The sequence below is a fragment of the Mesorhizobium sp. ESP6-5 genome (genome assembly GCF_020164695.1).
Taxonomy (GTDB): domain Bacteria; phylum Pseudomonadota; class Alphaproteobacteria; order Rhizobiales; family Rhizobiaceae; genus Mesorhizobium; species Mesorhizobium australicum.
This window is the reverse complement of record NZ_JAIUGR010000015.1, coordinates 113,676-137,805: the sequence shown is the minus strand read 5'-3', so window position 1 is coordinate 137,805 and position 24,130 is coordinate 113,676. Positions and strand designations below refer to the sequence as shown.

Annotated in this window: 22 protein-coding genes; 12 read left to right on the top strand and 10 right to left on the bottom strand. The window is 64.1% G+C overall.

The features are described from left to right. The first annotated feature begins 98 nt into the window (after positions 1-98). Both LB524_RS23620 and LB524_RS23615 read left to right on the top strand, forming a co-directional pair. Complete coding sequence (locus LB524_RS23620; protein ID WP_224530638.1) at positions 99-1,619, top strand: flavin-containing monooxygenase; 1,521 nt, start codon at positions 99-101, stop codon at positions 1,617-1,619. Between the two features lie 25 nt (positions 1,620-1,644). Next, positions 1,645-1,899, top strand: a complete 255-nt coding sequence (locus LB524_RS23615) for an acyl carrier protein (RefSeq protein WP_181171196.1) — start codon at positions 1,645-1,647, stop codon at positions 1,897-1,899. A 34-nt stretch (positions 1,900-1,933) separates the two neighbouring features. Here the strand turns inward: LB524_RS23615 and LB524_RS23610 are convergent, their stop codons facing one another. The 3 genes from LB524_RS23610 to LB524_RS23600 form a co-directional block, all read right to left on the bottom strand. After that, the gene (locus LB524_RS23610; protein ID WP_224530636.1) at positions 1,934-2,773 is read right to left on the bottom strand and encodes a fumarylacetoacetate hydrolase family protein; all 840 of its coding nucleotides are present in this window, start codon (positions 2,771-2,773) and stop codon (positions 1,934-1,936) included. An 18-nt stretch (positions 2,774-2,791) separates the two neighbouring features. Next, complete coding sequence (locus LB524_RS23605; protein ID WP_140789464.1) at positions 2,792-3,679, bottom strand: glycosyltransferase; 888 nt, start codon at positions 3,677-3,679, stop codon at positions 2,792-2,794. A gap of 66 nt (positions 3,680-3,745) precedes the next feature. Beyond that, positions 3,746-4,492, bottom strand: coding sequence for an SDR family NAD(P)-dependent oxidoreductase (locus tag LB524_RS23600; RefSeq protein WP_140789462.1), 747 nt, complete (start codon positions 4,490-4,492; stop codon positions 3,746-3,748). 178 nt (positions 4,493-4,670) lie between these two features. Here LB524_RS23600 and LB524_RS23595 point away from each other — a divergent pair, with 178 nt between their 5' ends. Then, positions 4,671-5,702 carry an aldo/keto reductase gene (locus tag LB524_RS23595; RefSeq protein WP_224530722.1) on the top strand — a complete coding sequence of 344 codons (1,032 nt, stop codon included), beginning with the start codon at positions 4,671-4,673 and terminating at the stop codon, positions 5,700-5,702. A 21-nt stretch (positions 5,703-5,723) separates the two neighbouring features. On the opposite strand, the gene LB524_RS23590 is transcribed toward LB524_RS23595, so the two are convergent. The 3 genes from LB524_RS23590 to LB524_RS23580 all read right to left on the bottom strand — a co-directional run bounded on the left by LB524_RS23590 (position 5,724) and on the right by LB524_RS23580 (position 8,508). Further along, positions 5,724-7,235 (bottom strand): UxaA family hydrolase, encoded by a 1,512-nt coding sequence (locus LB524_RS23590; RefSeq protein ID WP_224530633.1) that lies wholly within the window; start codon positions 7,233-7,235, stop codon positions 5,724-5,726. Between the two features lie 234 nt (positions 7,236-7,469). After that, a complete protein-coding gene (locus LB524_RS23585; RefSeq protein WP_224530629.1) occupies positions 7,470-7,799 on the bottom strand; it encodes an L-rhamnose mutarotase in 330 nt (109 codons plus the stop codon). 34 nt (positions 7,800-7,833) lie between these two features. Further along, a complete protein-coding gene (locus LB524_RS23580) occupies positions 7,834-8,508 on the bottom strand; it encodes a GntR family transcriptional regulator (RefSeq protein ID WP_141907249.1) in 675 nt (224 codons plus the stop codon). 347 nt (positions 8,509-8,855) lie between these two features. On the opposite strand from LB524_RS23580, the gene LB524_RS23575 reads away from it, so the two are divergent. From LB524_RS23575 to LB524_RS23550, 6 genes are all read left to right on the top strand, one after another. Beyond that, positions 8,856-10,328, top strand: coding sequence for a sugar ABC transporter ATP-binding protein (locus tag LB524_RS23575; RefSeq protein ID WP_224530626.1), 1,473 nt, complete (start codon positions 8,856-8,858; stop codon positions 10,326-10,328). Then, positions 10,325-11,323: an ABC transporter permease gene (locus LB524_RS23570; RefSeq protein ID WP_224530625.1), complete on the top strand. Its 999-nt coding sequence runs from the start codon at positions 10,325-10,327 to the stop codon at positions 11,321-11,323. The genes LB524_RS23575 and LB524_RS23570 overlap by 4 nt, the downstream gene beginning before the upstream one ends. Next, entirely contained in the window at positions 11,323-12,318 is a 996-nt protein-coding gene (locus tag LB524_RS23565) for an ABC transporter permease (RefSeq protein WP_224530621.1), read from the top strand. Before LB524_RS23570 ends, LB524_RS23565 begins: the two co-directional genes overlap by 1 nt. Next, on the top strand, positions 12,315-13,250 hold the full coding sequence (locus tag LB524_RS23560) for a sugar ABC transporter substrate-binding protein (protein ID WP_224530618.1): 936 nt from the start codon (positions 12,315-12,317) through the stop codon (positions 13,248-13,250). Before LB524_RS23565 ends, LB524_RS23560 begins: the two co-directional genes overlap by 4 nt. 113 nt (positions 13,251-13,363) lie before the next feature. Beyond that, positions 13,364-14,407, top strand: a complete 1,044-nt coding sequence (locus LB524_RS23555; protein WP_140789445.1) for a MupA/Atu3671 family FMN-dependent luciferase-like monooxygenase — start codon at positions 13,364-13,366, stop codon at positions 14,405-14,407. 44 nt (positions 14,408-14,451) lie between these two features. Beyond that, positions 14,452-16,176, top strand: coding sequence for a beta-ketoacyl synthase N-terminal-like domain-containing protein (locus LB524_RS23550; RefSeq protein ID WP_224530613.1), 1,725 nt, complete (start codon positions 14,452-14,454; stop codon positions 16,174-16,176). A gap of 43 nt (positions 16,177-16,219) precedes the next feature. Here LB524_RS23550 and LB524_RS23545 read toward each other — a convergent pair whose 3' ends face one another. The 3 genes from LB524_RS23545 to LB524_RS23535 all read right to left on the bottom strand — a co-directional run bounded on the left by LB524_RS23545 (position 16,220) and on the right by LB524_RS23535 (position 18,037). Then, the gene (locus LB524_RS23545) at positions 16,220-17,089 is read right to left on the bottom strand and encodes an MFS transporter (RefSeq protein WP_224530608.1); all 870 of its coding nucleotides are present in this window, start codon (positions 17,087-17,089) and stop codon (positions 16,220-16,222) included. Positions 17,090-17,116: 27 nt separating this feature from the next. Beyond that, a complete protein-coding gene (locus LB524_RS23540) occupies positions 17,117-17,404 on the bottom strand; it encodes a hypothetical protein (protein ID WP_224530606.1) in 288 nt (95 codons plus the stop codon). Between the two features lie 165 nt (positions 17,405-17,569). Then, positions 17,570-18,037, bottom strand: coding sequence for an Lrp/AsnC family transcriptional regulator (locus tag LB524_RS23535; RefSeq protein WP_140789439.1), 468 nt, complete (start codon positions 18,035-18,037; stop codon positions 17,570-17,572). Between the two features lie 125 nt (positions 18,038-18,162). Between LB524_RS23535 and LB524_RS23530 the strand changes: the two genes are divergently transcribed. The 3 genes from LB524_RS23530 to LB524_RS23520 all read left to right on the top strand — a co-directional run bounded on the left by LB524_RS23530 (position 18,163) and on the right by LB524_RS23520 (position 22,680). Further along, on the top strand, positions 18,163-20,544 hold the full coding sequence (locus LB524_RS23530; protein ID WP_140789437.1) for a transketolase: 2,382 nt from the start codon (positions 18,163-18,165) through the stop codon (positions 20,542-20,544). Between the two features lie 130 nt (positions 20,545-20,674). Continuing rightward, positions 20,675-21,613: a kinase gene (locus LB524_RS23525; protein ID WP_411909934.1), complete on the top strand. Its 939-nt coding sequence runs from the start codon at positions 20,675-20,677 to the stop codon at positions 21,611-21,613. Next, a complete protein-coding gene (locus LB524_RS23520) occupies positions 21,607-22,680 on the top strand; it encodes a PLP-dependent cysteine synthase family protein (protein WP_224530600.1) in 1,074 nt (357 codons plus the stop codon). Before LB524_RS23525 ends, LB524_RS23520 begins: the two co-directional genes overlap by 7 nt. Here LB524_RS23520 and LB524_RS23515 read toward each other — a convergent pair. Next, positions 22,675-24,012: a threonine synthase gene (locus tag LB524_RS23515; protein WP_224530597.1), complete on the bottom strand. Its 1,338-nt coding sequence runs from the start codon at positions 24,010-24,012 to the stop codon at positions 22,675-22,677. The genes LB524_RS23520 and LB524_RS23515 overlap by 6 nt on opposite strands. Positions 24,013-24,130: the final 118 nt, after the last annotated feature.

Sequence of the window (24,130 nt, the reverse complement as noted above, 5' to 3'; positions counted from 1 at the left end):
GGCAAGCCCGGTGTTGGACTGTCTTTCGTCTCGGCTCGCTCTGCGGGCGGAGACCAGGACGGTCGGCAAATGCGAGAACGGGTCGGCGAGGAGGATCGATGCGGAGCGAGCCCGATATTCGTGCGCAAAACAACCTGTCGGCGACAGCGCGCGCCGCTTCGATTGCCAGGCATGACGAAGCAGTCGCGCGCGCCTTGCGGCTGCACGGCGCGCGGCCCGACAATTGGGTGCCGGAGCGCTCAGGCATCGACCATGATGTGGTCGTGGTTGGCGGCGGCCAATCAGGTGCTGCGATCGCCTTCGCGCTGCGGCGTGCGGGCATTGCCGGGACGAGCGTGATCGACGCCGCCGACGAGGGCAGGGAGGGTGTCTGGCTGACGACGGCGCGCATGAATTCGCTGCGCTCGCCCAAGCTGCTGCCCGGACCGGAGCTTGGTATACCCGAGCTCGGCTTCCAGGCCTGGTACGAGGCGCGTCACGGCGAGGCGGCCTTCGCGAGCCTGGCCTTCATTCCGCGCCTCGACTGGGCCGCCTATCTCAAATGGTATCGCGCGGCGACCGGCGTCAGTATCCGATTCCAGACCCGCCTTGAAGGCGTCGATCCTGTCGAAGGTGGTTTGCGGCTTCGCCTCTCTGTTGCCGGCCGCCCTGTGGAGGAGACCTGCCGCAAGCTGGTTCTGGCCACCGGCTTCGCCGGCAGCGGCAGCACCAACATGCCGGCCTTCATCAGGTCGACGCTGCCTGCTCCTCTCTACGCCCATGCCGAAGCGCAGATCGATTTCGAGCCGCTGAAAGGCCGCCGGATCGCGATCTTCGGCGCCGCGTCGGCGGCTTTCGACGCCGCCGCCGTCGCGCTCGAAAGCGGAGCCGCCGACGTGCATCTTTTCTGCCGGCATGACGACATCGAGCGCTACTCGCTGATGCGCAAGCTCTACTATCCCGGCTCCGTCGAGCATTTCCGCGAGCTGCCCGACCGCGATCGCTGGCGCATTATGAGCGTGCTTTGCCGCCGCGCGCAGGGCCCGGTGCCGGATACCGTGCGCCGGGTGCGGAAGTTCGAGAATTTTTACCTCCATCTCGGCGCGCGCGATCCCGCGCTCAGCCTCGACAGCGGCGCCGTCCGCCTCAAGCTGGCCGGCCGCGACAGTGGGCTTCGGTTCGACTTCGTCATTGCCGGCACAGGCTACAGCGTCGATCTCACTGCACGGCCGGAACTGGCAGGCCTTGTCGAACGGATCGCGCTGTGGCGCGATCGCTACCGGCCGGAACCCGGCGAGGAGAATGCCGAGCTGTCGCGCTATCCTTATCTGTCGCCGGGCTTCGCTTTCGCCGAGAAAGAGCCGGGCACCGCGCCGTTCCTCCGCAACATCCATTTCTTCAGCGCCGGCGCCACGCTCAGCAACGGCCGCAATCCCGGCGAGGTCAGCGGCATGCGTCACGGCATACCGCAGCTCGTCTCGGCCATCGGCCGCGATCTTTTTGTGGACGATTCCGGCGCCCATGTCGCGCGCATCCTGGCGCCGCCACAACCGATCCTCGACGATGCCGAATACAAGGACCGGATCTGGCAGGAACGCGTGCAACCGCAATTGGCCGGCGCGGATGCCGTGGACGGTTGAGGACACTTCCAAGGAGGTACGAGGAATGGACGGTATGCTGAGTGTGGATCGGTTCGCGGTTGAAAGCTTGATCCTCGAACAAGCGGAGAAGATCCTGAAATGCGATGCCGTGGGGCCGCTGGATCATTTCCTCGATCTTGGCGGCGACTCGCTGATGGCGCCGGTGCTCGCCGGCCGCATCGAGGCCGCGTTCGGCTTCCGGCCCGAACTCGAGGACATCTTCACCAGGCCGTTCGGCGAGCTGGCGGAGCTCGTCGTCGCCGAAATATCCCGCTCGTAGAAAAGGGCCGCTCCGGCGGCCCTTTTATCTCTTGTCAGTTGTCGGCGCGAAAAACCTGCCGTTGCGTGCCGAGCCCTTCGATCCCCAGCTCGACGATGTCGCCGTCCCGGAGATAACGCGGCGGCTTGAAACCCTGGCCGACGCCGGGCGGCGTGCCGGTCGAGACGATATCGCCCGGATGCAGCGTCATGAACTGCGACAGGTAGCTGATGACATGCGCGACGCCGTAGACCATCGTTGCGGTCGAGCCGCTCTGCTTCATCTCGCCGCTGACCTTGAGCCACATTTTGAGCTTCTGCGGGTCGGCGACCTCGTCGCGCGTCACCAGCCAGGGGCCGATCGGACCGAACGTGTCGCAGGACTTGCCCTTGGTCCACTGCCCTGAGCGCTTGGTCTGGAAGTCCCGCTCGGAGACGTCGTTGATGACGCAATAGCCGGCGACGTGATCGAGCGCCTGTTCCTGCGTGACATATTTCGCCGGCTTGCCGATGACCACGCCGAGCTCGACCTCCCAGTCCGTAGCAGTCGAGCCGCGCGGGATCAGGACATCGTCATTGGGACCGCAGATCGCGGAGGTCGCCTTCATGAAGATCACCGGCTCCGGCGGCACTTCCAGTCCTGACTCCGCCGCGTGATCGGCATAGTTCAACCCGATGCAGATGAACTTGCCGGTGCCCGCCACGCACGGTCCGAGGCGCGGTTCGCCCGCGACGAGGGGAAGGCTTTCGATGTAGAGCTTCTCGGCCCAGGTGAGATCGGCGAGCCACCGTCCGCTTATGTCGTCGACGATGCCGCTGAGGTCGCGGATATGCCCGTTCCGGTCGAGCACGCCGGGACGTTCGGAGCCGGACGCTCCATAGCGAAGGAATTTCATAGAGTGTCTCCGGTTTCGCTATGCGGCGCTTGCCGCTCTTTTGTTCATCAGGAAGGCGTTGAGCTCCCAGGACTGGACATCGATGAGATGCTGTGTCTCCGGCCGGCCGAACTTGCTGTGCAGATAGATCTTGTTCGGTCGCGACGAGCGCGAATTGACCTCATGCGATTTCGGATGCGGCAGGTGGATGCCGCATGCCGCGCGGCAGATCGAGAACTCGGCGCCGCTCTCGAACAGCGACAGTGAGAAGTCGATGTCCTCGGCGCCCCAGGTGCGGTAGTTCTCGTCGAACCGGAAACGGTCGCCGAGCTTTTCGCGGCGCACCGAGATGTTGCCCGACCAGGCGATCGCCCATGGCACCGGCAGGTCCATCATCACGTCGTTGCAGGCGGCGTAGTTCTTTTCGCGCAGGTCCGGGAAGCGGCCGGTCTCGCGCAGCCTGCCGATCGTGCCGTCGACATCGTTGAGATCGAGCGCATCGATGGCGGCCTGCAGTTCTTCGGCGTGATCGTCGGTGTTGGAGAAGCCATAGAGGTAGCCAAGCACGACCTGATTTGGCTTGGCGTGCGCGCCTATGTGAGCCTTCACGAACCCTTGCGAGACGACGATGCCGCAGTCGAGCAGGATGCAGACCTCGCCTTCGGCAAGCTCGATGCCGAGATTGCGCGCGCGGCCCGCCCGGTAGCCATTGTCCTGCTGATAGACATAGCGGATCTGCGGGCCGCCGGTGAAGTTGCGCACCACATCCAGCGTGTTGTCGGACGAGCCGTCGTCGACGACGATGATCTCGAAATCATCCTTCGGGATGTTGCTGGCCTGCAGCGACCTCAGGTTCTGGTAAAGCATCTCTTCGCGATTGTAGGTCGGGATGATGACGCTTGCGGCGAATTTGGGCGATCGACTCATGACACTCCTCGCTCTCTCAATGGCCGCGTGCCGGCCTCGCCCGGCGTGCGGGTGCTTGCAACGCAGTTAGTAGGTGGTGCGTCCGCCCGACAGGTCGAATGTCGAGGCGGTGGTGAAGCTGTTCTCCTTCGAGACAAGCCACGCGACCATCGCGGCGGCCTCGTCGACCTCGAGCAGTCGGCCACGCGGAATGCGCGAGCGCATATATTCGATATGCTCGGGCGTGAGCTGCTCGAGGATGCGCGTCTGCGCGGTGGCGGGCGAAATGCAGTTCACCGCGATATCGTATTGCGCCAGCTCCTTGCCGAGCGACTTGGTCAGGCCGATGACGGCCGCCTTCGACGCCGAATAGGCGGCGGCATTCGGGTTGCCTTCCTTGCCGGCGACCGAAGCGATGTTGACGATGCGGCCGTAATTGCGCTCCTTCATGCCGGGTACCACGGCGCGGTTGACGTAAAAGGTGCCGTTGACGTTGATGTCGATGATCTTCTTCCACGTCTCGATGTCGTAAACGTCGAGCGGCACGGCCGGTCCGGCGATGCCGGCGGAATTCACGACGATGGAAATCTTGTCGGCGACCGCCTCGGTCCTGGCGCGAGCCGCATCCACCGCGTCCCAGTCCGCGATGTCGACAACCACGGTGGTGGCGGCCTTGCCGAGTTCTTTCCTGGCGCTTTCGAGGCGCGCTTCGTCCATATCCCAAAGCGTCACGGTCGCGCCCGAGGCGACAAAGCGTTTGGCCATGGCGAAGCCCAGTCCCTGGGCCCCCCCGGTCACCACCGCGTGTTGACCGTCCAGATCGATCCTGTTCATATCGAGCGTTTCCTCCCGTCCAATTTGGTTGCGGATTCCAAGGTGGCGAACACCGTTTTGCGATGCGCGGAACGGTTGGTCCGTCCGGGCTTCGATCCGACTTGCCCGACTTTGTTATATTAGTGTAACAAGCCTCGCAAGCATCATCTCCGGAATTATCCGGACGGGCTCGAGGAGGATTCGCGTGAAGGTTACTGAGCGGCGCGCCGTGGGCGCCACGGGGCTGCAACTGACGGCACTGGGCATGGGTTGTGCATCGCTCGGCGGGCTCTATGCGCCTGTCGATGCCGAGACCGCGATCACGACGCTGCAGGCGGCGCTCGATGCCGGCATCGGCTATTTCGACGCTGCCCCGATGTACGGCCTTGGCCGGGCCGAGCATATGCTCGGCTACTTTCTGCGCGAGCGCGTGCCGCAGGCGCCTGTCGTCGTCAGCACCAAGGTCGGCCGGTTGATGGCGCGCGAGCGGCCTGGACGGCCGCTGCCCCCGGAGGCCGAGAAGAACCCGCTCGATTCCGGGTGGCACAACGGCCTGCCGTTGCGCGAGGTCTTCGACTATTCCTACGACGCCATCATGCGCAGCTTCGACGACAGCCAGCAGCGCATGGGGCGGGCGCGGATCGACATGCTGTTCGTCCACGACATCGGCCGGGTCACCCATGCCGATGCCGCCGGCTTCCACTGGTCGGCCCTGACCAAGGGCGGCGGCTTCCGGGCACTTGCCGATTTGCGTGACGCCGGCATCATCGGCGGCTTCGGGCTCGGCGTGAACGAAGCCGAAGTGGTGCTCGACGCCATGAACGAGGCGCGTCTCGATTGCACCTTGCTTGCCGGTCGTCACACGCTGCTGGAGCAGAACGCGGATGCACTGCTGGCGAAGGCGCTGGACGAGGGCATGGCGATCGTCATCGGCGGCGTCTTCAATTCCGGCATCCTCGCCGCCGGCAACAGCGGCAACCGCAAGTTCAACTACCAGGACGTGCCGCAGGAGGTTGCCCGCAAAGTGGATGAACTGGCGGCCGCCTGCGCCGCGTTCGACGTGCCGCTCGCCGCGGCCGCCATCCAGTTCCCCTTCAGGCATCCGGCCGTGACCTCCGTGCTGATCGGTGCCAAGCATCCCGATCGCGTGCGCCAGAATGTCGGCTGGTTCGAGCAGGCGCTGCCGAACGAGCTGTGGCAGGCGCTTGAGGGCAGGGGCCTGATTTCCTAGGCGCGGAGCCGAGGGGCAGGGCTACATCGTCGCGCCGAGGCTCCACGGCACGAACTCGTTGTCGCCATAGCCCAGCGCTTCCGATTTGGTTCGGCCGCCGGAAGCGACGCGCAGGATCTCCTCGAAGATTTCCTGACCCTTCTGCGCCAGCGTCACGCCGTCCAGTATGTCGCCGCAGTTGATGTCCATGTCCTCACGCATCTGCTCGAAGATGTACGAGTTCGAGGCGAGCTTGATCGACGGCGTCGGCTTGCAGCCGAAGGCCGAGCCGCGCCCGGTGGTGAAGCACAATATGTTGGCGCCACCGGCCACCTGGCCGGTTGCCGAGACTGGGTCGTAGCCGGGCGTGTCCATGAAGACGAGGCCGCGCTCGTTGATCGGCTCGGCATATTCCAGCACCGCGCGCAAATTGGTGGTGCCGCCCTTGGCCGACGCACCGAGCGACTTCTCCAGGATAGTCGTCAGCCCGCCGAGCTTGTTGCCGGGCGAAGGGTTGTTGTTCATCTCCATGTCGTGCCTGGCGGTGTAATCCTCCCACCAGCGGATGCGTTCGATCAGCTTCTCGCCGACAGCGTGGCTTTCGGCGCGACGGGTCAAAAGATGTTCGGCGCCATAGATCTCGGGCGTCTCCGAAAGCACGGCCGTCCCACCCTGCTCGACGAGCAGATCGACCGCGGCGCCCAGCGCTGGATTGGCGCTGATGCCGGAATAGCCGTCCGAACCGCCGCATTGCAGCGCCAGCACCAATTCGGACGCCGGTTGTGGCGTGCGCTCGGCGGCGTTGACGGTCGGCAGCATCTCGACGATGGCGCGTACCCCGGCCTCGACGGTTTTGCGCGTGCCGCCGGTCTCCTGGATCGTCATGGTGCGGAAAGTGGTGCTCTCCTCGATGTTGTAGGATTGCATCCAGCGCGGGATCTGGAAGGCTTCGCAGCCAAGCCCGACCATCAGCACGCCGCCGACATTGGGATTGGTGGCAAAGCCCCATTGCGTGCGCTTCAACAGATCGTAGGCCGGGCCCTTGGTGTCGATGCCGCAGCCGGTGCCGTGCACCAGCGAGATGATGCCGTCGATATTGGGATGGTCGCGCAGGATGCCGGAACGATTGACCTCCTCGACGATGAAGCGCGCGACGCTGGCCGAGCAGTTCACCGAGGTCAGGACGGCGACGTAGTTGCGCGTGCCGACTTTGCCGTTCGGCCTGCGGTAGCCCATGAAGGTGGACCGCTCATCATCGGGAAGCATAGCCGTCTGTCTGGCGTTCGAGCCATAGCCGTAGTCACGCTCGAAATCGCGCAGATAGACATTGTGCTCGTGCACCCAATCCCCGGCCGTGATCGAGCCGCGCGCGAAGCCGATGGTCTGGCCGTATTTCACGATCGGCTCGTCCGCCGCGATGTCGCGCATGGCCATCTTGTGGCCGCGCGGGATGCGCGCCCGGGCAGTGACATCGTCGGCCTTTTCGCCGGTTGCCAGTGGGTCGACCGCCAGGACGATGTTGTCGGCGGGCGAAAGCCTGATGAAGCGTGTCATTCCCAAAGTCTCTGAAGAAAGCGCTCGCCAGTCCCGCGGCGAGATATCGGTGATTCAGAATACTAATATAATAGAATGTCAGTGGTCAAGCTGCGAAGCCCGACGCGGGGCGCGGAGTGGGGATCAGGCTGTGGACTACGCCTCGCGCGTGGCGGCGGGAGATGCGGTCACGAGTGGCAGGGCGTCCGCCTTCGCGCGTACGGTTGGATCGATCTCGGCCGGCGCGGCAAGCACTCAGTCCAGGTGGAAGACTTCCTGCATCGCCGCCCACCATTCGCCTTGCGCGCGGGTCGGCAACGGTTGCTGCATCGGGTCGCACAGCTCCCACCATTTGCGCATCGCCGGCTCTTCGCCCATGCGCGCGGCGTCCGTTGCGAAATCGTCGCCGTGATACTCCCAATAGGCGAAGAGCAGGTTTTCCGGCTCGCGCAGGAAGATGGAATAATTCCTGATGTTGGCGCGACTGATGATTTCGAGCACCCCGGGCCACACGGCTGCGTGGACACGTTTGTACTCAACCATCGTCTCGGCCTTCAGGCCGATGCAAAGCCCCATTCTCATCATCAGTTGGTCTCGCCTGGTTCTGTCGCGCGGTCGTTCAATCGAGCAGGTCGGCGGCGACTTCGAGCGTGTTGCGGAACGAGGTCTCCAGATGGCTCTCCATCGCTTGCGCCGCGCCCTCGGCGTCATGGCGCGTAAGCGCGTCGAGGATGGCCTCGTGCTGCTCGATCGTCTGTTCGCCATAGCCCGGCTCGGGGATGGCGAGGTAGCGGCCGCGATCCATCTGCGCCTTGGAGATGTCGACCGCCCGCCAGATCATCGGCAGGCCACAGATCTCGGCGATGGTGCGGTGGAAGACGTCGTCGAGCTGGATCGCCACGGCATAGCGGCCGCGCGCAATGGCGAGCTTGTGCGCGGCCATGTTGTCTTCCAGGAGTTCGGCTGCCTGCGGCGTCAGCTTGACGGCGGCGCGCCTGGCGCTTTCCATCTCCAGCGCCCGGCGGATGACGTAGGCTTCTTCAAGATCGGCGCGGCTGATCGGTGCGACATAGGTTCCGGTCTGCGCCAGGATCTTGACCAGCCCTTCGTCGCTGATGCGCTTGACCGCCTCGCGCACCGGCGTGCGCGAAACGCCGAGAGCCTCGGCGATCGCGACCTCGTTGATGATCTCGCCCGGCTTCAGCCGTCCGACGACGATCATATTGCGGATCTTGTTGTAGATCTGGTCGCGCAGCGGCAGCGCCCGGTTCAAGGTCGAGGGGTCTAGATCCATGAAAAATCCCATCCTTCGTCCACGCCAACTGCAAAAGTTATATTAGAATGTCAACCAGAATGCATCAGTGGATGTAGGCGACCCGGCCCCCGCCAAAAAGGGGCCGAAAACCAGCTTGTCAGAACTGTTATATTAGTGCAATAGTGCCCGCCGTCGCGATATTAACGTCGCGGCGAAGGCGTTGCTGGGGGTGCCGAAGCGCGGTTTGCGTGGACGCCTTCGCGGTCGGCTTGAGGGGCCGGCTTACGTTTCAAATGACCGTCGATCCCGTGCCGAGGCGCACCGGGGCCGTCTTGCCAGGGAGGACCAAGCCGGAAATGACTGCGGTGGCGGATTGTGCCCTCGACATGCGAGGCATTAGCAAAACGTTCCCGGGCGTGAAGGCGCTCTCGAACGTGAATTTCGCCGTCAAGTTCGGCACGGTGCACGCCGTCGTCGGCGAGAATGGCGCCGGCAAGTCCACCCTGATGAAAGTGCTCAACGGCTCCTATGCGCCGACCAGCGGCACGATCAAGGTGGGCGGCGCCGAGGTGCGTATGCGCAAACCGGCCGACGCCCAGGCGCTCGGCATCCGCATGGTGCATCAGGAGATCAATCTCGTCCCCGACCTGACCGTCGCCGAGAACGTCTATCTCGGCCGCATGCCCGGCAAATGGAGCTATCTGCGCAAGGGCGAGATGGTCCGCAAGGCTGCCGCCGTGCTCGACGAGCTGGGCGCCGCGATCAATCCGCGCGAGCGTCTTGGCAATTTGTCGATCAGCCAGCAGCAGCTGGTCGAGATCGCCAAGGCTTATGCTGCCCAGCCGCGCATCATCGTGCTGGACGAGCCGACATCGTCGCTCAGTGAACATGAGACGGCGGCGCTGTTCCGGATCCTGCGCAAGATGCGCAATGACGGCATCGCCATCATCTACATCAGCCACCGGCTGAAGGAGGTGCTGGAAATCGCCGACGAGGTCACCGTGCTGCGCGACGGCGCGATGATCGAGACGCGGCCCATCGAGGGGATCACCGCCGGCGAGATGATCCGGCTGATGGTCGGTCGCGAGGTGAGCAACGTTTTTCCCAAAAGCGTGGCCGAGATCGGCGCCTCGGTGCTGCGCGTCGAGCGTATCGGCGACGGCGCGAGTTTCCGCGATGTGAGCTTCGACGTGCGGGCCGGAGAGATCCTTGGCCTGACCGGCCTTGTCGGCGCCGGACGCTCCGAAGTAGCGCGCGCCATTTTCGGCATGTCGCGGATCGTCGAGGGCAGTGTCAGCATCAACGGCCGCAAGGTCGTCATCTCTTCGCCATCGGCGGCGGTGCGCGCCGGCATCGCTTATGTGCCTGAGGATCGCAAGGGCGACGGCATCGTGCCCGGCATGTCGGTGCGCGAAAACATCAGCCTGCCCATCCTGCGCCGGCTGACCAGTTTCGGCCGCATCCGCGGCAGCGCTGATCGTTCGTTGTCGGCCACTTACGTCAAGCAGTTTTCCATCTCGCCGCCGGATGGCGAGCGGCGCATCAATCTCCTGTCAGGTGGCAACCAGCAGAAGGCCGTCATCGCCAAATGGCTTGCGGCAAAACCGGCCGTGCTCATCCTCGACGAGCCGACACGCGGCGTCGATGTCGGCGCCAAGGCCGAGATCCATCACATCATCGGCCAGCTCGTCGCCGACGGCATGGCGGTGGTGATGATCTCGTCCGAGCTGCCCGAAGTCCTCGGCGTCTGCGACCGCGTCGTGGTCATGCGTGACGGCCGCGCATCGCAGCCGCTGACCCGCGCCGAAGTCACAGAGGAGCGCATCATGGCGCTTGCGACCGGGGAGGAAGCGGCTTGACGGACGCGGCCATGGAGATCAGCGGCGCGACCCGCAACGACCGTTTCACGCGCGGCAGCAGGCTCGTCGATATGCTGTCGAAGGCCGGCCTTTTGCTGGCGATCCTGGCGGTCTTGGCCTACGGCTCGTTCGCCAGTCCGGCCTTCTTCACCACCGGCAACCTCCTCAACGTGCTGACCTCGATGTCGATCGTCGGCATCGTCGTGGTCGGCATGACCTTCGTGCTCGTCGTCGGCGGCCTCGCCGACCTCTCTGTGCCTGCCGCCATCGCCTGCGGCGCCATCCTGTCGCTGGGGCTGCAGCCATTGATCGGCCCGGTGCCGGCCTTTGTCCTGGCGGTGGCGCTGGCCGGGTTGATCGGCCTCATCAACGGTGTCCTTGTCGGCTATGTCGGCATCAATCCGATCATCGCCACGCTCGGCGTCGGCACCATCGGCCTTGGCATCGTCCAGGCGGCGGTCGGTGGCGTCATCGTCTACGGCTCGAACACGGCGTCGGCCGAATTCGCCAAGGGCCGGCTGCTCGGCATTCCGGTCGTGGTGCTGATCTTCCTGGTGATCGCGCTGATCGGCCATTTCGTTCTGTCGAGATCCTTCTGGGGGCGCTGGACGCTGGCGACCGGCGGCAATTACAACGCCGCCGAAGCGAGTGCCGTGCCGGTCAAGGCGGTCAAGGCCGGCGCCTTCGTCATCACGGCGCTCGCCTCCGGCATCAGCGGCGGCCTGCTCGGTCTCACCTTGCAGAGCGCACGGCCGCTGATCGGTTCCGGCTACGAATTCAGCGCCATCACCGCCGTGGTCGTCGGCGGCGTTTCGATTATCGGTGGCTTCGGCTCGGTGCCGAGGGCGATCGCCGGGCTGATCTTCGTGCAGTTGCTGACCAACGTCATGGTGCTGGAAGGCGTGCGCACGCCGATCCAGGGTTTCGTGCTCGGCATCCTGATCGTCGGCGCCGTCGGCATGGATGCGGCGTTGCGCAAGCGGGGAGTGGCATGATGCGCTTGCTTGTCCTTGCCTCGCAGTACCGCGTGCTGATCATCCTCGGCCTGACGCTCGCCGTCTCGGCGCTGGTCGTGCCTGGCTATCTGTCGGCTTCCACGCTCAGCCTCGGCCTCGACCGCGCCGCTACCATCGGCCTGATCGCCATCGGCCTGACGGTGCTTCTGATCGCCGGCCAGATCGACCTTTCCGGCGGCGCGGTGTTCGCGCTCGCCGGCATCATCTCGGTCATGCTGCAGCGTGAGATCGGCATCCTGCCGGCCGCGATTGTCGGTATCCTGGTCGGCATGTTGGCAGGCGGCATCAATGGCGCGCTGGTCGTCGGGCTGAAGGTGAACTCGCTCGTCCTGACGCTCGCCACCATGCTGATCTTCCGCTCGCTCGCGCACTGGATCACCAACAGCCAGCCGGTGACCGGCACCGACATCATGCTGTCGCTGGCGCTGGCCAAGATCTATCTTGAGATCTTCACCATCCGCAGCGCGCTGTTCATCGTCCTGATCGTGCTCTTGCATCTCTGGCTGACGCGCAGCATTCCCGGCCGCAACGTCTTTGCCGTCGGCTCCAATCCGGCCGCCGCCAAGGAAAGCGGCATCGCTTCGGACCGCATCGTCTTTCTCGGCTTTGTCTTTGCCGGCACGCTGGCCGGCCTCGCGGGCGTGCTGCAAAGCCTCGTCACCAACACCGGCTCGCCTGTCTTCGGGTCGGAGCTGACGGTCGCAGTCATCGCCGCCGTCGTCGTCGGCGGAACCCGTCTCGAGGGCGGCAGGGGATCCGCGCTCGGCACGCTTGGCGGTGTGTTGACCATCGGCTCGCTGACCATCGCGATGGAGTTCCAATCGATACCCGCATACGTCCAGCAGGTCGTGTCCGGGCTGATCCTGATCCTGCTCGTCGTGCTCGATCGGGCCGTTACCACCAAGGGGAGGGCTCCGGGCACACGCCCAGCGCTCGTTCGCGACGAACCAATCACTCAAGGAGGAAAAGCATGATTGCGAAGAAAAGCATGTTCAAAATCGCCGCCGTGGCGCTTCTGGCCTCGACCGGATGGGCGAGCGCCAAGACCGTCTGCTACGTGACGGCGGCGGATTCGCATGCCTATGCGACGCCGGCCAACAAGGCGCTCGAGGCCCGCGCCAAGGAGCTCGGCATCGAGGTCTTGAGCCTCAGCCAGGACTTCGACGTGCAGAAGGGCACCGAGCAGCTCAACACCTGCGTGGCCCGCAAGGTCGACGGCATCGTCCTGTGGCCGCTCGATCCGCAGGCCTATATTCCGGGCCTCGCCCGCGCGCAGCAGGCCAACATCCCGGCGATCCTCATCAACTCGCCGATGAGCGACGATGCCAAGCCCTTCATCAAGTCCTTCTCCGGACCGGACGTCTATGAGGAAGGCAAGATGGCGGCGGATTCGCTGAGCAAGGCGCTGGGCGGCAAGGGTGCGGTGGTAATCATTGCCGGCCAGGCCGGCAACGGCACCACCATCGGCCGCGTCAACGGCTTTACCGACCGCCTAAAGGAAGCCAATGCCGAAATAAAGGTGCTCGACACCGTCAATGCCGACTTCGATCAGCAGAAGGCGCTGGTCGTCAGCCGTGACCTGATCACCCGCTTTGGCGACCAGATCACCGGCGTCTACGCCAATGACGACACCATGGCGCGCGGCTTCATCGATGCCTGGAAGGAAGCCAATCCGTCCAAGCCGACGCCGCCGATCGTCGGCATCAACGGCCAGAAGGACGCTTTCGAATCCATCAAGAGCGGCGAGATGTATTCGACCATCGTGCAGTCGCCTGTCGAGGATGGCCGCCTCGCGATCAACACCATGGCCGAAATCATGGACGGCAAGGAGGTCAAGGACCGGCTGCCGATCCCGCTGACCGTCGTCACCAAGGACAATGTCGGCTCGGTCGAACCGGCGTTCTGATCACGAGGCCGGCCCGGTTCGCCCGGGCCGGCCTCACTTCGCGGCGACTGGATGACTGGCTGCGTCGGTGCCGGGCATGGCGGTTCCGGCGACGCGGCCGACGAGGACCGACCATGAAGTTCAGCTTAATCTTCTTTTCCAATTCCTATCCGGAAGAGGCGGGGGGCGCCTATGCCGTGATCTCGGAGATGGCGCGCTATGGCGACCGGCACGGCTTCGAGGCCGTGTGGATCCCCGAGCGCCATTTCCACACCATGGGCGGCATCTATCCGAACCCGGCGGTGGTCGCCGCTTATCTGGCTTCGATCACCACCAACATCCGCTTGCGGGCCGGCAGCACCGTGGTGCCGCTGCATCATCCGGCAAGCATCGTCGAATCCTGGTCGGTGGTCGACAATCTCTCCAACGGCCGCGTCGATCTGGCGCTGGCGAGCGGCTGGAACGTCAACGACTTCGTGCTGGCGCCGTCTGCCTACCCCAATTTGCGCGAGCTGTGGTTCGAGCGCATCGTGGAAATCCGCGCGCTGTGGCGCGGCCAGCCGGTGAGCTATGCCAATGGCGCCGGCAAGCCGATGCCGATCGTGACGTACCCGCGTCCGCTGCAGCGGGAGCCGAATTTGTGGCTGACCGCGACCAAGCAGCCTGAGACTTTTCGCCGTGCCGGCGAGCTCGGCATGAATGTCTTGACCATGCTTGCCGGTATCTCGCTGGAGCAATTGGCGCAGAAGACGGCGCTCTACCGGGAAGGCCGCAAGAGCGCCGGCCTCGATCCCGACACCGGCACGGTGACGCTCATGCTGCACACCTTCGTGCATGAGGACATCGAGACGGTGCACCGGGCTGTGCGCGGGCCATTCCTCGACTACATCAAGACCAGCCTGATGAGCCATCTGCAAGGCGGCGCGGTCGATGTCGGCCGCCAGCTTTCGGCGCAGGAGATCGATCAGATGGCGGAGTATTCCTTCGAACGTTACTTCAGCACGGCGGCTTTGTTCGGCACGGTGGCCGAGACGCGCAAGTTCGCGCTCGCCGCAAGGGAAGCCGGCGTCGGCGAGATCGCTTGCCTGCTCGATTACGGGCCGTCGGTCGCCGACATCCGCGTCAACCTGCCTTTCCTCGCCGAGCTGAAGCACAGCTTCGAGACCGTCCAAGCGTGAGTCTCATGAGCCCGAAGAACAGCGCGGGTCCAGGACAGGAAGCGATGGCGCGGCGACCCGCGCCGATCGCGATCGTCGGCCTGTCCTGCCGCTTCCCAGGCAGCGTCGGGCCGGACGCCTATCATCGCACGCTGATCGAGGGACGCGACCTGTTCTCGCCGCCGCCGCGCCATCGTTGGCCCTGGTGCGCCGACGACCGCATCGCCGTGCCCAAGGTCGGCGCGCTGGCCGATGTGCTGGACTTCGACAACGCGCTCTTCCGCGTCTCGCCGCGCGAGGCCGAGACGATCGATCCGCACCAGCGCGTGATGCTCGAAGAGGCATGGCTGGCGATCGGGAACGCCGGCTACCGGCTGGAAGATTTCCGGCACAAAACCACCGGGGTCTTCGTCGCCGTCTACAATCCGGATTTCCAGTTCTACGCGCGCGAAGGCGACTGGGACGAGATTTCGCGCATGTATCTCGCCACCGGTGCCGCCCACACCATGGTGCCGAACCGCATCTCCTATGTCTTCGATCTCAAGGGACCGAGCGAGGTGGTGGACACGGCTTGCTCAAGCGCGCTGGTTGCCATTCACCGCGCCGTCGAGGCGATCAGGAGCGGCGAGTGCGAGCAGGCGATCGTCGGTGGCGTGAGCCTTTTGCTGGAGCCGAGCCGTCTGGTCAGGCTGCAGGAGCTGGGACTTCTCAGCGTCACCGGCGAAAGCGCGCCCTTCGACCGGGAGTCGCGCGGACAAGTGCTGGGCGAGGGGGCGGCGGCGCTAGTGCTCAAGCCGCTGGAAAACGCGCTCAGCGACCACGATACGATCCATGCCGTCATCCATGGCAGCGGCGTCAATCATCAGGGTGCGGCGTCGGGAGGGTTGACGCGTCCGAGCGCGTCCGCGCAGGCCGAGCTGATCGCCAGGACGTGGGTGCGCCACGGCCTTGATCCGCGCGACGCGGGCTATGTCGAGGCGCATGGCAATGGCGGTGGTGGCGACCTCAGCGAGCTGCTGGCGTTTCAAGACGTCTTTGCCGAAGGGCTGCGCATCGGTTCGGTAAAGGGCAACATCGGCTTCCTCGAAGCGGCCGGCGGCCTGTCGCAGATCATCAAAGTGGTCATGGCGATGCGGCACCGCATCATGCCGGCCACGCGCGCGCATCGTCATCTGGTCGAGGATACGGCGCTGCGCCCCTGCGCAGTCGATGTGCTGCGCGACAACACGGACATTGACGATCTGTCATCCGGCAAGCCTTTCCTGGCCGGCGTCCATGCCTATGGGCTGGGCGGTTGCAACGCGCATGTCGTGCTCGGCGAAGCGCCGCCGCGAAGCGAAGACGGACACGAGCATCCGCTGCCCTTCCTGCTCTCCGGCGATGACGACGCTGAGTTGGCCGCAACCGCTGACAGCCTGCTGCAATGGCTGCGGCGAACGCCCTCCGCTTCGCTGCCGGATATCTCCTTCACGCTCGCCGCCGGACGACCCCAACAGCGGCGGCGAGCGGCCTTTTTTTGCTTATCGAAGGAGGCGCTCGCCGGTCGGCTGGGCAGCCTCGCCCACGGCCTGGAGCAAGCGCAGGCCGAGGTCGCAACAACGGTGGCGGACGACGATCTTCGTCGGGCAATGTCGCGCTGGCTCGACGGCGTGGATATCGCTTGGGAAGACTTACTGCTGCAAGGCCAAAGGATCGAGCTTGCACCCGCGCCGCTTCGCCGCCGCCGCTTCCCACTGCCGGCAATTGCCGGCGTCGATCTCGTCAGCGAAGGCCGCAGAGCTTCAGCCTGAAAGCTCCGCCACGTTGTGCCGCGCGACGACGAGGCCGGGGATTTCAGGAGGCGTTCAGCCGTGAGCCGCGCCAGCGCAAAACCGGCCGGCCTAGCGGCTGCCAAAGGATCAGGTAAAGGCTGAGACACAGAGCCAGCGCGCCCGCCGCCTGGAAAATGGCGACGACCGAAATCTGCTGCGCGATGCCGCCCGCGGTGAGCAGGGCGGCGACATAGGACAGTCGGATCGTGTTCGAGTAGATGGCGCTGGCGTGCGCCGGCCTGTCGGGCAAACGTTCTTGCAGCACGATCAGGCTCAGTCCCATCATGATGCCCGTCACGACACCGTTGATGACGCTGAGCGACACCATCGCCGGCACGCTGTCGATCAGCGAAGCCGCCGCGAAATAGACAAGCAGCAGGGTGCTCGACACCACCAGCATCGTTGCCTGACCGGCGCGGGAAACGATGATGTTGGAGCAGGCGATCAGTGGGATCTCGACGGCCGCCGCGATCGCGAAGGCCAGTCCGACATGATATTCGCTGCCGCCGATCTGAACGATGCGCCAGGGTATGCCGAGCGCGCAGACCGACAGCAGGAAGTGGAGGGAGGCGAGCGCGCAAGTCGTAAGAACGATCGAGGCGGGCCTTCTGTTGGATGCGCTCAGCGCGGACTTGCTCTCGCTCGTGTTGGCGGCGGGCGACGGAAGGCGCAATGCCATGACGCCAATGATCATAGCCAGCAGGGCATAGGCCGCGGCAATGGTCAGAAACAGCACCGCTGGCGATCGCCAGGTGGCGACCATTCCGCCGAGCGGCGGCCCGATCACCCAGCCGCCGCTGGCGACCGCGCGGATAATGGCGCTGGATGATCTGGCGTGGAGAATGGCCAGCGCCGTGAGCTGGGAAAACAGGCTACCTGCGACGGCGAACAATGAAGCGAAGACGAGCAGGAAGGCAACCTAGCTCGTCGCGAATGCCAAGATCATCGCGCCGGCCAGCCCACAAATCGCCGATGCGATGGCGATGGGGTAACGCGCCCGCGCCGCATCGCCGATCCTGCCGAGACTGTACGTTGCCGCCGCGGATAGCAACGTGCCGACCACCATCAGCAAACTTGCCCTGAAATAGCTCACATGAAGATTCGATACGAGAAAGATGGGGATGACTGCGGCAAGCGCGGAGCTGACACACGCATTGACCACAACGCATAGTGCGATGAGGACAATCCTTGGCGAGATAATTTTCATAGGCATAGATTGCTGTTGTACACTAATATAATAATGCGGCAAAGTCCCAAGATTCACTCCAGAGAGACGGATTGTCGATCCGTCCGCTGTCTTCCAAACTGCACGAGATGGAGGATGCGGCCCTTCAGTAGCCGCCGCGATGGCCATCGCGGAATACTCGCTCGATCAGATGGGCAGGACTTCCGAGCGCTTGACTTGGCCTAGGGCGAAGCTGCTTTCGATAGAAGCGATATTGTCCAGCCGCGTCAGCTTGTCCTTGATGAACCGCTCATACGCCTCGAGGTCGCGCACCACGATGCGCATCAGGTAGTCGCGCTGGCCGGTCATCAGATAGCAGTCGACCACCTCCGGCCAGCGCAGGACGGCTTGCGAAAAGCGGTCGAGATCGTCCTCGCGTTGCCGTTCAAGCTTGATCGACGCGAAAGCGCTGATCGGCAGGCCGAGCTTCTTCTGGTCGACGACCACGGTGTAGCCCTTGATGACGCCGGCGCTCTCCAGGAGTCTGACGCGCCGCGCGCAAGGCGAGGGCGAAAGACCGACGGCTTCGGCGAGGTCGTTCGAAGTTGCCTTGGCGTTCTTCTGCAGCGCGGCGATGATTTTCAGGTCGATCGCGTCAAGCACCGGATTTGGCATGTGACCCTCGTTTGGGGCTCGTTGTTGGCTGGATCAGCCAATATTACCGCTCTACGTGCGTAAGAATAGTCACTTTCGCGAGGCCGTCCCGCTACAATAGAGCTGCGATTTCGCAGGAGCCGACGATGACGATCCTTTCCGAGCTTGAGCGCAAGGTTCTCTGGCTGGCCGTCTGGATGATCCATCACGCCAATCATCTGCGGGAGTCGACGGACGGCCTCAAGGTCGGCGGCCATCAGGCGTCGTCGGCATCCGCCTCGACCTTGATGGCGGCGCTCTATTTCCAGATCCTGAGGCCGCAGGACCGCGTCGCCGTCAAGCCGCATGCCAGCCCGGTTTTCCATGCCATACAGTATTTGTTCGGCAACCAGACACTCGAGCAGCTGCAGAATTTTCGTGGCTATCGCGGCGCGCAGTCCTATCCGTCCCGAACCAAGGATATCGACGATGTCGATTTCTCGACCGGGTCGGTTGGACTGGGCGTGGCGCAGACCCTGTTCTCCTCCCTGGTCCAGGACTACGTCGGGGCAAAAGGCTGGAAGACCGATCGGCCGGAAGGCCGGATGATCGCCCTGCTCGGCGACGCCGAAATGGATGAAGGCAATATCTTCGAGGCGCTTCTCGAAGGCTGGAAGCACGGCCTGCGAAACACTTGGTGGGTCGTTGACTACAACAGGCAGAGCCTCGACGCGGTGGTGCGCGAAGGCCTGTGGCAGCGTTTCGAATCCATCTTTCGCAATTTCGGCTGGGACGTGGTGATCCTGAAACATGGGGCATTGCAACAGGCCGCTTTCGAGGAAGAGGGCGGCGAAAAGTTGCGAACCTGGATCGATGCATGCCCCAATCAGCTCTATTCCGCGCTGACCTTCCAGGGCGGCGCTGCATGGCGCAGACGCCTGCTCGATGATCTCGGCGATCAGGGACCGGTCAGCCGTCTGATCGAGAAGCGCAGCGACGAAGACCTTGCGGCCCTGATGGCAAACCTCGGCGGCCACGATCTGGAGAGCATCATCGATGCCTTCGAGCAAGCACGCCGGCATGATCGTCCGACCTGCTTCATCGCCTATACGATCAAGGGCTTCGGCCTGCCCCTGGCCGGCCACAAAGACAACCACGCCGGATTGATGACACCGGCGCAAGTCGACGCGCTGCGGCAAGGCATGGGAGTCCGCGAGGGCCGCGAATGGGACATGTTCGAGGGCCTCTCCTATGACGAGGCTGCGATACGGTCCTTCCTCGCCTCGTCGCCTTTTGCGGAGGCAGCCCCGCGTCGCCACACAGCCCCAGCTATTCCGGTTCCGGCGCGCATCAGCTTCGGCGCTCAACGGTCCATGTCGACACAACAAGGTTTCGGGCTTCTGATGCACGAGATCGCGAAATCGGACAGCGAGTTTGCAGGCCGTGTCGTCACGACATCGCCCGACGTCACCGTCTCGACCAATCTCGGCGCCTGGGTAAACAAGCGGGGTCTGTTCGCGCGCGGCGACCAGGCGGACATTTTCCGTGAAGAACGCATTCCCTCCACCTTCAACTGGACGTTTGCGCCGTCGGGACAGCATTTCGAACTGGGCATTTCGGAGATGAACCTTTTCACGATGCTTTCGGCGCTCGGCCTGTCGCACGCGCTCCACGGCGAGCGCCTGCTTCCGGTCGGCACGCTCTACGATCCCTTCATCGAGCGCGGCCTCGATGCGCTCAACTATGCCTGTTACCAGGACGCCCGCTTCATACTGGCGGCGACGCCCTCCGGCGTGACACTGGCTCCCGAAGGCGGAGCGCATCAGTCGATCGCCACCCCGCTGATCGGCATGGCGCAGGACGGTCTTGCGATGTTCGAGCCGGCCTATGTCGACGAACTGGCAATCATTCTGCGTTGGGCATTCGACTATATGCAGCGTAGCGGCGAAGCCGAGCCTGACGACCATACCTGGCTGCGCGATCAGACCGGAGGCTCGGTCTACTTCAGGCTCTCGACGCGTTCGATCGAGCAGCCGACACGCCCGATGGAAGGTAAGCTGGCGCGCGACATCGTCGATGGCGCCTACTGGCTGCGAAAGCCCGGGCCAAACGCCGAGCTGGTGATAGCTTATTGCGGGGCAGTCGCGTCGGAAGCGGTACAGGCGCTGGGGTTGATGGCCGGCGATCGGCGCGATATCGGGCTTCTGGCGGTGACCTCGGCCGATCGGCTGAACGCCGGCTGGTCAGCCGCGGCCCGGGCGCGCCAGTACGGCCATCCGCGCGCCTCAAGCCATGTCGAGCGCCTTTTGGCCGGTCTTCCGGCTTCCTGCGCCATCGTGACGGTGTTGGACGGGCACCCCGCTACGCTCGCCTGGCTGGGGTCGGTCCATGGCCACCGTACACGCGCTTTGGGCGTCGAGCATTTCGGCCAGACTGGTACGATCGCCGATCTCTATCGACATTACGGGATCGATGCGCAAGGTATCATGGCTGCTGCGCAAGCGGTTTCGGTTGGCCGGCCGCTGAGGCACCTCGGGTCCGCCGCCTGACGATCGATCACGCTTCGCTTCCCGGCCGGCTCGTTCGATAGGAAGCCGTCAATACCGGAATTCCCTGAGGGCGGATGTCAGCCCTCGGCGCCATCCTTCTGCGCTGCGAGAAAGGGTGGGGGAGATGAAAATGGCTGGCGCCGGCGATCTTGTGAGCCGTGAAACGCTACGGTCTTCGATCGGGACGGGAGCGGCGATTGCGCATCACGGCGAACTCATCCAGGGCGTCTTCAAGGATGATGACGGGCGCCTTCATCGCGGGCTCGTCACGCTGCCGATCGCCGGTTTGAGGTCCGAGGCGACCTTTGCCAGGAGCGACGGCGATGCGGTCGTTGTCCACCCTGATCATAAGGTCAAGGCGTCGGCCGCCGCGCGGCTCACGCTCGATTTCTTGAACGTAACCGGCGGCGGCGTGCTGACGCTTCAAAGCTCGATTCCCGTGGGGCACGGCTACGGCTCATCGACCGCGGACGTCGTCGCTTCCATTCGCGCCGTAGCCGCGGCCCTCAAGGTCCAGTTGCGGCCCTCGAGCATCGGGCGTCTCGCCGTTGCCGCCGAGCGCGCCAGCGATGCGATTGCATTCGATGAGCATGCGGTCCTGTTCGCGCAACGCGAGGGCACGGTGATCGAGAATTTCGGCGGCTCGCTGCCGCCGTTGCTCCTGGTCGGTTTCAAGGCGAATGGCGGCGTCCCGGTCGACACATTGCAGCTGCCGCCGGCGCGCTACGACAGTGCCGAAATCCAGGAATTCGGCGTCCTTCGGGCGCTGGTGGCGCGGGCAGTTTACCTTCAGGATCCAAATCTTCTCGGACGCGCCGCCTCTGCCAGTGCGGTGATCAGTCAACGGCACTTGCCGAAACAGGGTTTCGACGAGATCGCCGAAATCGCCAGGCGAGCCGGAGCGTGCGGGGTGCAAGTCGCCCATAGCGGCTCTTTGTTGGGTCTTATTTTCGATCTCTTCGCATCGAATCTGAAGCGACGGGCAGCTTTGGTCGCACAACAGATAAGACGCGCCGGCTTCCAGGAAGTCGAGGTCCATCTGGTCAATGCGGAGGGCTGGACATGGTGACCCTCGGAGTTGACTATTTCAGGGACCTTGAGACCCCTCGCCTTGCTCGCCTGGCGCCAAATCTGGTGGCGGCGGCTTTTCCGTTGATGAAGCTGATGCCGGCCCGCTACATTCTGGATCGGGCAGCGTCGAATGGCGAACTGAAGCCAGGCTCCCAAATTGTCGAGACGACGTCCGGCACGTTCGGCATGGCGGTGGCGCTGCTCGCGGCGGCGCGCGACTATCGCCTTACCCTCGTCACCGCTTCAACGCTTATCGATGCCAAATACAAAGCCCGGCTGGAGCGCACCGGCGCCACGGTCATCGCACTTGACGATCCGCGCGGTGACGGCAATCAGCCTGGCCGGCTTGAGCGCCTGCAGGAAATCCTGGCCAAGGAGCCGGAGGGCTTCTGGACCCGCCAATACGACAGTCCGGGAAACTGGCTCGCCTATACGCGGCTGGCTGAACTTTTCATCCGGGCCGTGGGAAGGGTTGACTGCCTGGTCGGCTGCGTCGGCACAGGCGGTTCGCTATGCGGCACCGCGTCTTTTCTGCGAACGGTCTTTCCCCATCTGACGGTGTTTGCCGTCGATACCCATCGCAGCATTCTGTTTGGGCAGCCCGTCGGCAAACGCATGCTGCGGGGCTTGGGCAACAGCGTTCTGCCGAGAAATGTCAGGCATGAGCTTGTCGACGAGATCCATTGGGTCGGTGCCTATCCGGCGTATCTGAGCGCGCACCGTCTGCTGCGCGAGCACGGCATCTTCATGGGGCCGACCAGCGGCGCCGCCGCGTTGGTCGCACAATGGGTTGCAACGACCCTTCCGGACGCACAGGTCGCGGTCATCATGCCTGACGAAGGCCATCGCCATGCCGAAACTGTCTACAATGACGACTGGCTTGCGACCTTGCCTGGCTGGCCCTGCAAAGAGCCGTCTGAGCCGAGGACGCTGACGACAATCGCACCGGCCGCAGAGACGCAATGGACTCGCTTTCTTTGGCTGCGCCGCCGTCTTGACGATGTGATGGAGACGCAGGCAACAAATGAGGTGCCATCGGCTATTGGTGCGGTGGACAACCTATAAGGCGAGATCCAGCCCGCTTTGGTCGAGCCAGCGCCAGGCGTCTTCCGTCGTCTGGAAAATCTGATCATGTTCGTTCGTTCCAGTGGACCGATCGAGGTCCTTGAGACCGCTGGCAGTCACAACGGCCACGACGCGGTCTGCGGCTGCGATGATCCCTTGATCCTTCAACGTGGATATTGCGATCAGCGGCGTCACCGACGCCAGTTCGGCAAAGATCCCTTCGTACCGCGCAAGGCGTTCCTGCATTGCGATCAGGCCGCGATTGTCGACGGGCACTGCGTGCCCGCCGGATTCGCGCAGAGCCTTCAAAGCCTGGAAGGTGCTGCGCGGCGTGCCGATCGAGACGGCAAGGCTCTCGAAGAGAATCTTGCGTTCACTCAAGGCATCGGCGCCGCTGGCGAGAGCGTCCGCTAATGACCCGTGCACCTCCGCGGCGACGAGACGGGGCAGCTGCGTGATCGTCCCTTGCGCGTACAACTCGCAAAAGCCCGCCCACACGCCGGACAATGCATCGCCATAGCAGACCGGCAGGACGCACCAGTCCGGAGCCGTGCCATTCGATTGCTCGACGATCTCGTAGGCGATCGTCTTGTAGCCCTCGATGCCGAGTGGATGGCTGCCGACGACCGGACAGTGATAGGGCGAGGCGATGAACCAGTCATAGCGGGCAGCCGCCTGTTCCAGCAGGGACCATCGGTCCATTTTGTTAACCAAGGGCAGCACAGTCGCGCCATATCTTCGGATCTGCGCCAGCATCGCGCCGGCCGACCCGGCGAAGGTAGTGACAACGCACTTCAGCCCGGCTCTAGCTGCGTAAGCCGCCAGCGAAGCGCCGGCGTTGCCAGAGGAGGCGGTCGCGATGATCTTTGCGCCACGCGCCCGCGCCACGCTGACCGCGATGGTCGAGAAGCGGTCCTTATGCGACCAGGTCGGGTTTCGGCCTTCATCCTTGATTGCGAGGTTGGGAACACCGAGAAACGCGCCGATCCGCGGCGCCGCAAGCAACGGTGTCAAACCCTCCCCAAGACTCACTGCATCCGCTTCTGTGCAAGGCAGCATATGCGCAAAACGCCATAGCGAGCGCGAGGAGGTGGCACCGTCGAAGAGATGAGAAGGAGGATCGGCATAAACCGGCCGAAGATTTGCGGGTGCGGTTTGCTGACACCGCGCGCACCCCTTGGAGTCGATGATGACATTGGCGGGGTAGGAAGCATCGCATCGGATGCAGACGAATTCCAGGACCCGGCTTTCTTCCGTTCTGGGTCGGCTAGTCTCGCCAGAAGAATGCACTTGTACGTTGTGCGCGAGGTCGCGAAACGGCCGGCTCGACATGGCTATTCCTGTGTCAGGAAACGATGAATTCGCTGGTTGTTTCAAACAGCCAACCGCACCGCTGTCAATGCGGAATGTGCACTATAGTGTGTCGCACCATAGTGCGCGTCGTAGCATC